12 protein-coding genes are annotated in these 12,981 nt (G+C 57.7%); 8 read left to right on the forward strand and 4 right to left on the reverse strand.

What is annotated here, in order from left to right; all coding sequences use genetic code 11:
- The first annotated feature begins 39 nt into the window (after positions 1 to 39).
- Complete coding sequence (locus AC13RM_RS24070) at positions 40 to 1,452, forward strand: helix-turn-helix domain-containing protein (protein WP_488555656.1); 1,413 nt, start codon at positions 40 to 42, stop codon at positions 1,450 to 1,452.
- A gap of 56 nt (positions 1,453 to 1,508) precedes the next feature.
- Here the strand turns inward: AC13RM_RS24070 and AC13RM_RS24075 are convergent, their stop codons facing one another.
- Positions 1,509 to 1,637 carry a helix-turn-helix domain-containing protein gene (locus AC13RM_RS24075; protein ID WP_488555754.1) on the reverse strand — a complete coding sequence of 43 codons (129 nt, stop codon included), beginning with the start codon at positions 1,635 to 1,637 and terminating at the stop codon, positions 1,509 to 1,511.
- A gap of 232 nt (positions 1,638 to 1,869) precedes the next feature.
- Here AC13RM_RS24075 and AC13RM_RS24080 point away from each other — a divergent pair, with 232 nt between their 5' ends.
- The 6 genes from AC13RM_RS24080 to AC13RM_RS24105 all read left to right on the forward strand — a co-directional run bounded on the left by AC13RM_RS24080 (position 1,870) and on the right by AC13RM_RS24105 (position 6,634).
- Complete coding sequence (locus tag AC13RM_RS24080; RefSeq protein ID WP_488555657.1) at positions 1,870 to 2,799, forward strand: NAD(P)-dependent alcohol dehydrogenase; 930 nt, start codon at positions 1,870 to 1,872, stop codon at positions 2,797 to 2,799.
- A 37-nt stretch (positions 2,800 to 2,836) separates the two neighbouring features.
- Entirely contained in the window at positions 2,837 to 3,718 is an 882-nt protein-coding gene (locus AC13RM_RS24085) for an oxidoreductase (RefSeq protein ID WP_488555755.1), read from the forward strand.
- Between the two features lie 93 nt (positions 3,719 to 3,811).
- Positions 3,812 to 4,189: a glutathione S-transferase N-terminal domain-containing protein gene (locus AC13RM_RS24090; protein WP_488555658.1), complete on the forward strand. Its 378-nt coding sequence runs from the start codon at positions 3,812 to 3,814 to the stop codon at positions 4,187 to 4,189.
- Between the two features lie 113 nt (positions 4,190 to 4,302).
- Entirely contained in the window at positions 4,303 to 5,334 is a 1,032-nt protein-coding gene (locus AC13RM_RS24095) for a YncE family protein (protein WP_488555659.1), read from the forward strand.
- Between the two features lie 77 nt (positions 5,335 to 5,411).
- A complete protein-coding gene (locus AC13RM_RS24100; RefSeq protein ID WP_488555660.1) occupies positions 5,412 to 5,687 on the forward strand; it encodes a lactonase family protein in 276 nt (91 codons plus the stop codon).
- A 386-nt stretch (positions 5,688 to 6,073) separates the two neighbouring features.
- A complete protein-coding gene (locus tag AC13RM_RS24105) occupies positions 6,074 to 6,634 on the forward strand; it encodes a sugar O-acetyltransferase (protein ID WP_488555661.1) in 561 nt (186 codons plus the stop codon).
- Between the two features lie 206 nt (positions 6,635 to 6,840).
- On the opposite strand, the gene acnA is transcribed toward AC13RM_RS24105, so the two are convergent.
- Entirely contained in the window at positions 6,841 to 9,492 is a 2,652-nt protein-coding gene (gene acnA, locus AC13RM_RS24110; RefSeq protein WP_488555662.1) for an aconitate hydratase AcnA, read from the reverse strand.
- 16 nt (positions 9,493 to 9,508) lie between these two features.
- The gene (locus AC13RM_RS24115; protein ID WP_488555663.1) at positions 9,509 to 10,861 is read right to left on the reverse strand and encodes an MFS transporter; all 1,353 of its coding nucleotides are present in this window, start codon (positions 10,859 to 10,861) and stop codon (positions 9,509 to 9,511) included.
- A 149-nt stretch (positions 10,862 to 11,010) separates the two neighbouring features.
- Here AC13RM_RS24115 and AC13RM_RS24120 point away from each other — a divergent pair, with 149 nt between their 5' ends.
- Positions 11,011 to 12,084 (forward strand): lactonase family protein, encoded by a 1,074-nt coding sequence (locus tag AC13RM_RS24120; protein ID WP_488555664.1) that lies wholly within the window; start codon positions 11,011 to 11,013, stop codon positions 12,082 to 12,084.
- On the opposite strand, the gene AC13RM_RS24125 is transcribed toward AC13RM_RS24120, so the two are convergent.
- The gene (locus AC13RM_RS24125) at positions 12,075 to 12,959 is read right to left on the reverse strand and encodes a GntR family transcriptional regulator (RefSeq protein WP_488555665.1); all 885 of its coding nucleotides are present in this window, start codon (positions 12,957 to 12,959) and stop codon (positions 12,075 to 12,077) included. The two genes, AC13RM_RS24120 and AC13RM_RS24125, sit on opposite strands and share 10 nt — an antisense overlap.
- Between the last annotated feature and the right edge of the window lie 22 nt (positions 12,960 to 12,981).

The following is a 12,981-nucleotide window of genomic DNA, read 5'->3' on the forward strand; positions in this document are numbered from 1 at the left end:
AATCGCAAATACTGTGTTTGCTTTTTGTGAATTTGTGAAATGGCGGTAGGAAAGCTTTACATCGGTCGAAAAGTGCGCGACTTACGCCTGTTGAACCAGGCAACGCAGCAGCAATTTGCTGAGCGTCTTGGCATATCGGTGAGTTATCTCAATCAGATCGAGAGCAACCAGAGGCCGGTGTCAGCCACCGTTCTGCTTGCCCTTGCGGACAAGTTCAAAATCGATCTATCCGATCTCACAGGTGCGGAGGGCGATCGATTGCTTTCTGCGCTGGCAGAGGCGCTTACGGATCCCTTGTTCAATTCCCAAGCACCCAGTCTTCAGGAGCTCAAAATGGTAGTGCGCAATGCGCCGGGCATTGCGCATGCGCTGATTACGGCGCACCAAGCCTACCGTCACAATTCTGAACGCTTGGCGAGTATTGACGACACACTCGGCCGTGCCTCAGCCATTGTCGAGCATACGCCCTATGAGGAAGTGCGAGATTTTTTTCATTTCATGGACAACTACATCCATGAGATCGACGTATTGGCTGAAAAGCTCGCGGACGAGATCGGCATCGGCGATCAGGACACGTATACCGCCTTATCTTCCCACCTCGAAGACCGGTTTAACATTCGCATCAGTCGGTCCAGCGACACTGGAGATCTCATGCGAAATTTCGATGAAGAACGCCGGTTATTAACTCTCTCGCCATATCTTGTTCCGGCCACGCGCGATTTTCAGATTGCCCTCCAGATTGCACAGCTTACGGGCGATGCAATCATCGATCAGCTTTTGAATAAAGCAGCCTTTCGAAGCAGCGAGGCAACTGAAATCTGCCGCATGGGTCTTCACAATTATTTCGCGGGCGCGCTCATCTTGCCCTATACCCGGTTCATGGTTGCCGCACGAGAACTGCGCCACGATCTCGATCTCCTGTCAGCCAGGTTCGGAGCAAGTTTTGAGCAAGTTTGCCATAGGCTATCGACCTTACAGAGGCCCGGGCAAAAAGGCGTACCTATTTTCTTTGCTCGCATCGACCGCGCCGGCAACATTACCAAACGGCACAGTGCGGCAAAATTGCAGTTCGCCCGCTTTGGCGCCGCCTGCCCGCTTTGGAACGCCCACCGGGCCTTTGAGGCGCCCGCAGAGGTGATCCGCCAATTGGCCGAAACGCCTGACGGCGTGCGGTATCTTTGTATCGCGACACAGGTCACCAAGGGCGACCGAGGATTTCATTCTCCTCGCCAAAATTACGCGCTCGCGCTTGGCTGTGAAATTTCTTATGCAGAGCAGTTTGTCTATGCAGATGATATGGAAATCGAAAATCGCAGAGCCTTCGACCCCATTGGTATCTCGTGCCGTATTTGCGAGCGGGCGAACTGCGCGGGCCGTGCGGTTCCACCCTTGAAGAGCCGCTTGGCAATAGACCATCGCAGGCGAGGGCGCTTGCCATACCGCATTGGCTGATGTTCGCGGCTTGCTCTAACTGAGCAGTCTATAGCTGGGGCCGCAGAGAACGGATATTAGCGAAGCTCGTTTTGGAGTAACCCCCGCTCCCAAGCGGCCAGGATTTCTTCCTTCGACGTGAAGCAATAGAAAAACGTTCTTACCGAAATGCCGGCCGCCTCGGCGATCGCGTCAAGCGTCGTAATTTATATCCGTTGTCAACAAAAAGATCGAGCGCTGCGTCGGCGATACGTTGAAGGGTCTCGCGACGCATTTTGTCGCGCCAACCCTCTAGTTTTGATTGATCCGGTGTCATTGGTATGGGGATACCGGAGATCGCAGGCAATGTAAAACCGCACTTTATGCTAACTTACATGTCTTGTAAAATTACATTGCCTGTAATATCTATTCGCACAACAAAACGAGTGCGAGGACGAAATGAAGAGGGTTCAATATGATCGTTATGGTGGGCCGGAAGGAATGTATTTTGGCGAATACGATCTGCCGGCGTTAGGGGAGTCAGAGGTGCGCGTCTCGATCAAGGCCGCGGCTATCAATCCCTTTGATTGGAAGCTGCGCCGTGGCTCAATGAAACTGTTCACTGGTAGGCGTTTTCCCAGAAGTATGGGCACGGATTTTGCCGGAATCGTCGAGGCAACCGGCAGCAAAGTTACGAAATTTTACGCCGGCGATGAGGTCTTCGGGGTATTGGACTTCAAGAAATCCGGAGCCTTTGCCGAAGTCGTGATAGTCGACAGCAATCACCTGGCAAAGAAACCAGCGCACGTTTCGTTTAGCGAGGCGGCGTCCCTTCCCACGGCGGCGATGACTGCCTGGGTCGCAATTCTCGATAAAGCCGGAGCGCGCCGCGGTTCGCACATATTTATCAACGGATGCAGCGGCGCCGTCGGCGCATTCGCAGCTCAGCTCGCAACAGCCTACGAAGCACGTGTTGCGGGCACATGCGGACCCACATCGCGCGATCGCGCAAGGGCTGCCGGGGTTGATCCTGTCTTCGGATACTCCGACAATCAAATATACGCAAAGAATACGAAGTATGACGCCGTATTTGATACGCTTGGAACGCTTCCCATCGAGGGTGCGCTTTCCATGCTCAAACCGAAAGGCGTATTCGTCGACATCAATCCGACGCCCAGCAGAGTTGCTCGTGGAATGCTGTCGCGACGATACAAGCTCGCATTTGCCGCCTCGGGGCTCAAACATCTGCCGGCGATCGCAGAACTTGCGAGTGACGGGACGCTTTGGCCGACAATCGGTCTGGAGGCGCCGTTCAGTCAGGCTTTGTCGGTAATCACCAACGCAGAGACCGCAAATCGCTCATACGGAAAGACCGTACTTACATTCTGAAGCTACCTGATTTCCACAAATGTGGATGGAGAACATGATGAGCAATCCCTCAAGCGCTCGGGTCTACAAGCTTGGTGACAAGACGGTCTCTCGCATGGGTTACGGGGCAATGCAGTTGGCCGGACCGGGTGTGTTTGGCGCTCCTAAAGATCCCGATGCAGCGCTCGCAGTGCTGCGGGGAGCCATCGCAGCAGGTGTTAATCACATTGATACCGCTGATTTCTACGGACCGCACATCACCAACCAGTTGATCAGGGAAGCGCTCTACCCGTATCCAGACGATCTGGTTATTGTAACCAAGGTCGGCGCCTCGCGTGGCGAGGACGGCAGTTGGGTGCATGCTCAAGCACCAGCGGACCTGATACGGGGAGTGCACGACAATCTCCGCAGTCTGGGGATGGATGCGCTTGAAGTGGTCAATTTGCGTATTATTGAAGGCAATGGGCGGACACCCGCGGAAGGGTCGATTGAGGAGCGGTTCACTACATTGGCTGAACTTCAACGGCAGGGTTTAATCCGCCATCTCGGCCTAAGCAATGCAACAGCCTCTCAGGTCAAGGAAGCGCAAAGCATCGCCCCGATAGTTTGCGTCCAGAACCACTATAACCTTGTCCACAGAACGGATGATGCGTTGATCGATACGCTCGCTGAACAAAAGATTGCATATGTCCCGTTCTTTCCACTGGGCGGATTCACCCGCCTACAATCGAAAGCCCTGGAGGCGGAGGCACATCAGCACGGTCTTTCGCCTATGCAATTGGCATTGGCATGGCTTCTCGCGCGTTCACCGAACATCCTGCTGATCCCTGGCACTTCGCGTATTGCACATCTCAACGAGAACCTGTCCGCTGCAGAGATAACCCTCGCGATAAGCATGCTCTCGCGGGTCGGTCAGGCGGTTCAGGAGGAGGCAAGGTAACCCCTGAAAAAAATGCTACGATGTCATCTGCGGCGTAGTGCGACTGCCAGCGAACAATCTTCATCCAGCACGGTAGTTCTAGGAGAAGAAATTATGTCGACAACCCAATTTACCCCCACCATCTATAGCAAAATCGGTTGTCCGTATTGCATCAAACTGCGCATCTTCTTACTCGAAGCGGGTCTCATTGATCGAGTAGCCTTCGTAGAGGGAGGAACACCAGAGGAGCACGACAAGCTCGCCGAGTTCCTGACAATGCATGTGGGCAGAGCGAGCTTTCCGACGGGAGAAATCTCGCCTGGCAATTACCTTCCTGAGTCTGACGATCTGGTCGACCATTTCGCAAGTATTGGCCGTGTCGATCCTCAGAAGCTACCAACCTATCAGGCATTTAACGGCGCCTTGTTGCCGCGGCTTCAAGAGTATTACCGTGGATACAGCGAGCTAAAGAAGCTACAGCAGACGAAGTGAGGTACGTCCGCAAAATCGGGTTCCGATTTGGGGAAAGCGTGGTTCCGCGTAAGGGGAACATCATTGCATTGCTTGCGGACACAAAGCGCTCTCGGCTGAAATAGGAGATGTCCATGAAACTTCTTATTATCATCGCCACCATTACGGCCACGTTTATTGTAGCACCCTGCCAGGCAGCGGCGTTGTCTAAATATTCAATCACGAAATCGATTCCGCTCGGAGCCCCAGATTCTTGGGACTATCTTACGTTCGATGCCTTGTCTGGTCGCGTTTACATCGCCCACGGCGATCAGGTCAGTGTTGTCGATGGCAAAACCGGCGAAATCCTTGGCGATATCTCAGGCATTTCGGGCGGAACGCACGCCACAGTCGTACTGCCGGATGCGGGTAAGGGGTTCACGGACGACGGCGAGGCTGGTGAAGTTGTCGAGTTCGATCTCGCATCGATGAAGGTCACTAAGCGCATCAAAACCGCCGAAGGCGCCGACGACATCATCTTCGATTCCATAAGCCGTCATCTATTCGTAATTGCCGGCAATTCCGGCGTGGTGACGAAGATTGATCCCGCGACGCAGCAGGCGGTAGCGACCATTCCGGTCGGAGAGGCACTTGAGTCCGGCGTTTCGGGAAATAACGGGAAGCTCTATATCAACGGCAGTGAAAAAAACGAGATCGTGCGCATAGACGTGGAAGCCAACGAAGCAGATGCTCATTGGCCGATACCAGGCTGCGTCGGGCCTCATGGTATGGCGATCGATTTCGCACACCACCGCCTTTTCTCGAGCTGCTCGAACAAGGTTCTTGCTATTATGGACGCGGACAGTGGCAGAGGAGTTTCAACACTGCCAATCGGCGAAGGTTCAGACGCTGCGGTATTCGACCCGAAACTTGGACGCGCGTATAGCTCAAACCGAGATGGCACCATTTCCATAGCGCAGGAAGTCTCCCCGGATAAATTTGAAGCGCTGCAACCGATTCACAGCCAGTACGGTGCCCGCACAATGACGATGGATCCAGCCTCGGGCCGTATATACACTGTGACAGCTGACATCAACGTGAACAAGAGCGCTGCGGAAACCGATTACAAGCACCGCTATTCTGTCAAGGCCGGGAGCGCCCGCTTGTTGTTTCTGGATCCAAGGTGATCTGCGTTTGGTGTGAACCCGCTGGCACAGCGCCAGGTTCATACCAAATCCCGAGTCAGTTCTCGGCGCAAATCAACATGTACACTTCAAACCGCGGCCAAGACTCGATCACGGTCTTCTCGGTGGCCACGGATGAACAACTGAAAACTTCTCAGGGGCACCCGTCAGGGGGAAAAACTCCACGTTTCTTCGCGATAGATCCGACACAGCAATGGGTCTACGTTGCCAACGAAGATAGCGATACCATCATAACCCTCCGCCGAGAAACCGATGGTTTGCTTGAAAGGCATGGCGAAGTAACCGCGGTCGGCAGTCCGACATCGATCGTGTTTCGCCGGCTTTCGAGCGACTGATCCCACTGCTCGCTCTTTACGAAACACTCACGTGGCTCTCGCGACAATGGGCGGTTGCATGACCATAACCTGCCCGCAGCTCCGTATTCCCCTCGCCGCTATGGGCGTCCGGCACGAAGCCTACCTACGCGTTTTCCGGAATTAGGTAACAACTGCTGCAGTTACTACCTGATACCGGAGATCTCTGCCGCGTTCGAAGCAGCTTGATATGGAGCAACCGGCGTTAAACCGCAGCGAATCTTCCGCTTGATACGAAACTTGGCAATCGAGTGAAGGCGAGGAAAGTTTGAAATCCGATTGCAATGTTCAAACGTTAACGAGTAGAAGGGCGACATAATCGGCGGAGCGACTCTTGCTCCCGAACAACCGAAAAATGAGGCGTTATTGTGCATGAGATCAGAACCGAGAAGCAGAAGATGCTCGCAGGTGAGCTGTATAAGGCAGACGACGAACTAATCGGCGAGATCATCAACGCGCAGCGGCTGCTTCAGGAGTTCAACTCGTCGCAGGCGAACGATTTCGAAGGTTCGGTCGGGCTGCTGCGAAAGCTCCTGGGAGCGCTTGGCGAAGACTCGTACGTCAGGCCGTCTTTCCGTTGCGACTATGGATACAACATCAGCATCGGTGACAGGACATTCATCAACTTTGATTGCGTCCTGCTGGACTGCAATCAGATCACGATCGGCAACGAGGTTCAGATTGCGCCTGGCGTGCACATCTACACGGCGACCCATCCGCTCGACGCCGCCGCTCGCCGGACAGGACTCGAGTCCGCCAAGCCCGTTGCGATCGGCGACGGCGTATGGCTGGGTGGACGGGTAACCGTCTGCCCCGGGGTCACGATTGGGCGGAACACCGTCGTCGGTGCCGGGAGCGTCGTGACGGAAGACCTGCCCGCAAACGTGCTTGCGGTCGGCACTCCGGCTCGTGTTATCCGCAACCTTTAGGGACGCGCCCTTTCCTTATTGGAGCCAGTTGGCGAAGCGATCCTTGCTTACCTGCGGTCTGGACAGCCGGCGACCGATGCCAGGGAAATATTCATCCAGACGCGCGCGCCCTATCGCAAGCTCGACAAGCTATACAGCCTGGTTCGGCGGAGGATCCGGGATGCCGGCGTCAATCTCCTAGGCAGGTGCGGCCCCCGCATCTTTCGTCACGTTCGTGCGACCGAGTTGCTGCGTGCGGCTGCCGGATGGTTTTGGTCGGAAGAAGTCTGCAGCGCATTCTTCAGAATAAGCGGCAGAATGCCGCCGGCTCGGAGAATTTCGACCTCAGCATTGGTCTCAATAGCTCCTGCCACGATAAGTTTGGTCTCTCGCCCGTCTTTACGCTTGATGGCGACCTCTATGTCGCAACGCGGATCGACGCGAGCCGGATCCGCGGAGATCTCGATAACATCACCCGACATAAGCGCGAGCTCGTCCGGACCAAAACCATCCGGCAGCCGCAGCGGCAGGATGCCCATGCCGATCAGGTTCCACCTGTGTATCCGCTCGAAGCTCAGGGCGAGAACCGCCCTTACCCCGAGCAAAGCAACTCCCTTCGCAGCCCAGTCTCGCGACGATCCCATGCCGTATCGCTCGCCCGCGACAATGACGACGGATCGATCGTCTTCAGAATAGCGTTGAGCCGCCGCCCATAGGGACATCATATCGCCCGAAGGAGCATAGACGGTCGAGCCCGGCGGGATATCCGCGCCGATCAGGTTGCGGACGGTCTTGTTGGTAAACAGGCCGCGGACCATGGCTTCCCAGTTTCCCCGGCGGGAAGCGAAGACGTTGAGATCGGTCGGGTTCTCTCCTCTTTCGACGAGATAGGTCCCCGCATCGCTGCCGACGGAAACGGCGCCGGCCGGAGAAATGTGATCCGTGGTAATATCGTCGCCGACGACCAAGATGGGATGAGCCTGATAATTGCCCAGCAACGTGCCTTTGCCGAAGCTCGCAAAGGGCGGCCGGCGAATATAGGTCGACTTCTCGTCCCATGGGAAAATGGTCGTGGTCGGCGCATCGAGTTCGCGCCACGCCTTGCTAGCCTCGGCCTTCTCATAGGCCGGTGCGAAGTCCCCGACATTCGCGGCCCGCGCCAGGACCTCGTCGATCTCCAACGCCTTCGGCCACAGCATCGAAAGCGTGACCGGCATTCCTTCCTGCGAAAGACCTATGGGGTCTGAGAGTATGTCCAGCTCAACGGTGCCGGCCAGAGCGAAGGCAACGACCATCGGCGGAGATGCCAGAAAGCCTGCCTCCAGCTGCGGATGCACGCGCCCAGGGAAATTCCGGTTTCCCGACAGCACCGCCACGGGCAGGATACCGCGCTCGGCCATGGCCCTTGCGACAGGCTCCGTCAGCGGACCCGAATTGCCGATGCATGTGGTACAGCCATAGCCGACGATCCCGAAACCCACCGCCTCCAGATCTTCAAGCAGACCGGCGCGCTCGAGATAGCGTCCGGCGGTCGGCGAGCCCGGCGCCAGCGATGTCTTCACCCAATGCGACGGACGTAGCCCATAGGCGCGCGCCTTGCGCGCAAGCAGACCGGCTGCAACAAGCAGTCGGGGATCGGAGGTGTTCGTGCAGCTCGTGATCGCAGCGATCGCGACGGCGCCGTTGTTTGGCTGTCCCTCAACTTCCACCGATACCTTCATCATGTCGGCGATGGCATGCGCCGTCTCGCTGACAGGGATGCGGTCCTGGGGACGCCGGGGACCGGCGAGACTCGGCTCGATGCTTGCGAGATCGATTTCGAGTGTCGAGGTATATCGTGGCTCGCACGACGGATCGAACCAGATGCCCACGCGTCTGGCGTAACGCTCGACGAAATCGACATGATCTTCGCTTCGCCCCGTCGCCCTCAAATATTGCGTCGTGTGGCCGTCGATCGGGAAATAGCCGCTGTTGCCGCCGAACTCCGGCGTCATGTTGGCAACGACGGCACGATCGCCTGCTGTCAGCGTCGAAACACCCGGCCCGTAGAATTCGACGAACTTATCCTGAAGATCGATCTGACGCAGCAGATGCGTGACCACCAGCGCGAGATCGGTGGCAAGCACGCCCTCGCGCAGGCTGCCGGTCAGCCGCACACCGACGACATCCGGCACGCGCAGCGTCACCGGCATGCCAAAGAAGACGCTTTCCGCCTCCAGGCCACCGACGCCCCAGGCAAGCACGCCGATACCGTTGATCATGGGGGTATGGCTGTCCGTGCCGATCAACGTATCGGGAACGGCCCAGCGCCGACCGTCTTTCTGCTGGTCGGTCGCGACCGTTGCGAGCCGCTCCAGATTGAGGGTGTGCATGATACCCGTACCGGGAGGATGGACCCGGAAGCCGGAGAGCGTATTGGTGGCCCATTTCATGAAGCTGTAGCGTTCGGCATTGCGCTCATATTCCCGCGCCATGTTCCGCTCGAGCGATGCGGACGTGCCGAACGCATCGACGGCGACGGAATGATCCGTCGAAACATCCACCGGCACCACCGGATTGAGCAGGGCCGGATCGCCGCCGGCCTCGGCCAATGCCGAGCGCATGCCGGCGATATCGACGAGCGCCGGCCCGCAGGTGGTATCATGCATCAGCACGCGGTTCGGCAGGAAGGGGATTTCGACCTCGCTCCTGCCTTCATCGAGCCAGGCGATGATCGCCGATTTCGCGCGTTCGGCGTCGTCTCCCCCCGTCCGGAGCACATTCTCCAGCAGGATGCGATGGATATAGGGCATCCGTCCAAGGAGTGCGCCTGCTACCTGCGGCAGATCGATGATATCGTACCGGATGCCGTTCAGGTCGAATTTGCTGATCGTCGTCATGCTCTGAAACTCTGCCTTACGCCTTGGGCTGCCTGGCGCGCCCGATATGGAATTGTCCCGACGGATCGCCCTCGCCTGCCGCCTCCGCGTTGGAGACGCGCATGAACCACGTCATCAGGAAGGACAGCAGCAGAAGTGCCGCCAGGAACATGAGGCCGCCAAGCGCACTGCCAGTCCAGGTCTTGGCAGCGCCCATGGCATAGGGACCGACGAAACCGCCGAGATTGCCGATGGAATTGATTGCGGCAATCGAGACGGCGGCAGTCGATCGGCTGAGAAACAGGCCCGGCAGCGACCAGAAGGGCGACTTGAAGGCATAGATGCCGGCAAGCGCCACGGAAATGAGGGTAACTGCGATATAGGGGTCGCGCGTCAGACCCGTGGCCGCCAGCGCGATGCCGGCAATCAGCAGCGGCACGGCGGTGTGCTTCTGGCGTTCGCCGGTGCGGTCCGAACTGCGCGACCACAAGACCATCGCCACGGTAGCGACCGCATAGGGCACCATGGCCACGAGACCGATCTGGAAATGGCTGAGATCGCCGCCAAAGCCCTGGATGATCTGCGGCATCCACAATCCAATCCCGAGATTGCCGACCTGATAGATGAAATAGATGGCCGAGAGGAAAAGCACCTTCGGGTTCGAGATCGCCTGCCAGAGCCCGAGATGCTTGACATTCTTGCGGGTCGCGTGATCGGCGGCAAGCTCCTTGGTCAGCCAATTGCGCTCCTCCTCCGTCAGCCATTTCGCCTTTTCTGGGCGATCCGTCATGTAGAAATAGTTGAAAATACCGGCTGCGACGGCGGGAACACCTTCAAGGATGAGCATCCAACGCCATCCGGACAGGCCGAAGCCGTTGACATTGTCCATGATCCAGGTGCTGAGCGGCGCGCCCATCAGATAGGAAACGGGGATGGCGGCGGTGAAGAAGGCCACCGTCGTCGCCTGCTCCTTCGAGCGGAACCAATAAGTCAGATAGATGATGATGCCGGGGAAGAAACCGGCTTCGGCAACGCCGAGAAGGAAACGCAGAACATAAAGCTGCATGGCGCTCTGGGCAAAGCCGGTCAGCACGGCAACGGCGCCCCAGGTCAGCAGGATGCGAGAGATCCAGATGCGCGATCCGTATCTTTGCAGGGCGATATTGCTCGGCACCTCGAAGAGGAAATAACCAATGAAGAAGATGCCGCCGGCAAAGCCGAAGGCTTCGGCGGACAGCGCCAGATCCTTGTTCATTTGCAATGCCGCATAGCCGAGGTTGGCGCGATCCAGATACGAGATGACATAAAGCAGGAACGTGTAAGGGACGATCCTCCAGAAGACCTTCCGCATCGTCGTCTTTTCTAGCGCGCTTGTCGCTGTATCGGTCATTGCTACCTCCCAGAAGCATTGATGGCGGCCCGAGGTCAACTCGAGCTCGTACAGCTTATTTACACAATATGATTATAAAATGCAATTGCGACAATCTGCAAATGGAGATATTGATGGTAACCACATCAATTCGCGGGGGGATTTTTGGGATGAACGGAGAAAAGACGAGGATCGTCTATGTCGGCGCCCGCACCACCAAGGCCCGCAACGCCCGCGGCAACGGCCTGAACGTCTATCGGCTGGCGCAGGATTTGAGCTGGGAGCATCGTCAGCTCGTGGAGATGGAAAACCCTTCCTTCCTCGCCTTCGACCAAACTGGGCATTTCCTTTATACCGTTCACGGCGACTCCGATCGCGTCAGTGCTTTCTCGATCGACCCATCATCCGGATTGCTGACCTTCCTGAACGAGCAATCGACGGAAGGCCGAAACCCCGTTCACCTCTCGCTCGATCCCTCGAACCGGTTCCTGATCGTCGCGAACCACGTGACCTCCTCGCTCGCCGTTCTCCGGCGCCTGGATGATGGTCGGCTTGGCCCGGTCGAGAGCCTGACCGCCATTGAAGGAGAGCCCGGTCCTCACCGCGTCGAGCAGCCTTTCGCCAAGCCGCATCAGGTGGAATTCGACCCCTCGGGACATTGGATCGCGGTGCCGGACAAGGGCTTGGACAAGATCCTCGTGTATCGCCTGGATCACCTCCGCGGCGCGCTGGTCGAGGCCGCATCCTGCCCGACCCGCGAAGGCGCCGGGCCCCGGCACATCGCCTTCCACCCCGAAGGACGGCTGGCCTATGTCATCAACGAGCTGGATTCGACCGTAGCGGCGTATCGTTTCGATCCTGCAACGGGAAGCATCGCGCCGTTCCAGATCCTTTCGTCGCTTCCAGACAGCTTCACCGGCAACAGTCGCGGCGCAGAGATCGCGGTGTCTCGCGACGGTCGCTTTATCTACACCTCCAATCGCGGCAGCGACACGATTGCGGCTTTTTCCATCAGCAACGACGGGCGCATCACTGCTGTCGGTTCCTGGGAGGTGGCGGGCAGAACACCGCGCTTCTTTGCGCTCCTTCCCGAAGGTGACACCCTGCTTGCCGCGAACGAGGACAGCGATACGATCGCAGCCTTCCGCGTTGACCGACAAACCGGTCACCTGTCGCCATACGCGAGCGTCCTTTCGGTCGGCAGCCCGGTCTGCATCCTTCTCAAGGACCTGGATCAGACCTGAGGCGTCTTGATGCGGCTCGCGCCCATGATGTGGGTGTAAAGGAATGCCGCCGCCTCATTGCGGCGACCGTCTTCGACCAGGTCGAGAATATGCAGATGCTCGGCCGTCTGTCTCGGAAGCCGGCTTCGGTCGATCGTGATATGATATTCGATGAGCCGGCGCAGGCGGTTTATGCGCCTGATCGCATCGAGAAAGAATTCGTTGTGGGAGCAAGCCACGAGCATCTCGTGAAACTCGTTGTTCGCCTTGAAGATCTCAGCGCGCGACCAGGTCTCATATCCTCCCTCACCGAGTTCCGTTTGGATCTGGCGCGCGCGCCTGAACCCTTCAGGATCTGGCTCAAAGCTTGGCAGTAGCATGGCCTGCTGCTCGATGACGGCACGGAAGGTGTAGCCGTCCTGATAGCTCTGCCTTGACGTCAAGGTTTGCCGGAAGGACCAGCCATTGCCGGGCAGCCGTTCGACCCATCCCTCATCGGCAATCCGATGCAGGATCTTGAGCAGCCGACTTCGCGGCAAATCGTAAAGGCGCATCATCTCGCTTTCGCTGACGCGCTCTTCGAGCTTGCCGGAAAAACGATCCTCGGCGATCCGGAAATAGATGGCCTCGTCGCCGTCGCTGTCCTTCGGGCTCTCCAGCCTGGAAGCATTCAGGCTCTCGCCGTCAACCGCGAGAAAATAGCCTCGGTTCGGCTCGGCACGGACGATGCCACGGCCCTCCAGGCTCCGGAGCGCGCTCATGATCGGTGCGCGCGATACGCGGAACGCATCGGCCAGCATCTGAAGAGGCAGATGCTGGCCTTCGCGCATTCCGTTCGCTTTCACGAACTCGATGATATTGCCGCTGATCTGCGGTGTGAGGCTGCTTCTCGCCATGGCTTCCGATTCATTGCTTCTC

The sequence above is a fragment of the Martinezella sp. CNPSo 3732 genome (assembly GCF_057784515.1).

Coding starts and splice junctions, on each gene's coding strand:
- AC13RM_RS24070 (WP_488555656.1), top strand. CDS start 40: ATGGCGGTAGGAAAGCTTTACATCGGTCGAAAAGTGCGCGACTTACGC.
- AC13RM_RS24080 (WP_488555657.1), top strand. CDS start 1,870: ATGAAGAGGGTTCAATATGATCGTTATGGTGGGCCGGAAGGAATGTAT.
- AC13RM_RS24085 (WP_488555755.1), top strand. CDS start 2,837: ATGAGCAATCCCTCAAGCGCTCGGGTCTACAAGCTTGGTGACAAGACG.
- AC13RM_RS24090 (WP_488555658.1), top strand. CDS start 3,812: ATGTCGACAACCCAATTTACCCCCACCATCTATAGCAAAATCGGTTGT.
- AC13RM_RS24095 (WP_488555659.1), top strand. CDS start 4,303: ATGAAACTTCTTATTATCATCGCCACCATTACGGCCACGTTTATTGTA.
- AC13RM_RS24100 (WP_488555660.1), top strand. CDS start 5,412: ATGTACACTTCAAACCGCGGCCAAGACTCGATCACGGTCTTCTCGGTG.
- acnA (WP_488555662.1), bottom strand. CDS start 9,492: ATGACGACGATCAGCAAATTCGACCTGAACGGCATCCGGTACGATATC.
- AC13RM_RS24115 (WP_488555663.1), bottom strand. CDS start 10,861: ATGACCGATACAGCGACAAGCGCGCTAGAAAAGACGACGATGCGGAAG.
- AC13RM_RS24120 (WP_488555664.1), top strand. CDS start 11,011: ATGAACGGAGAAAAGACGAGGATCGTCTATGTCGGCGCCCGCACCACC.
- AC13RM_RS24125 (WP_488555665.1), bottom strand. CDS start 12,959: ATGGCGAGAAGCAGCCTCACACCGCAGATCAGCGGCAATATCATCGAG.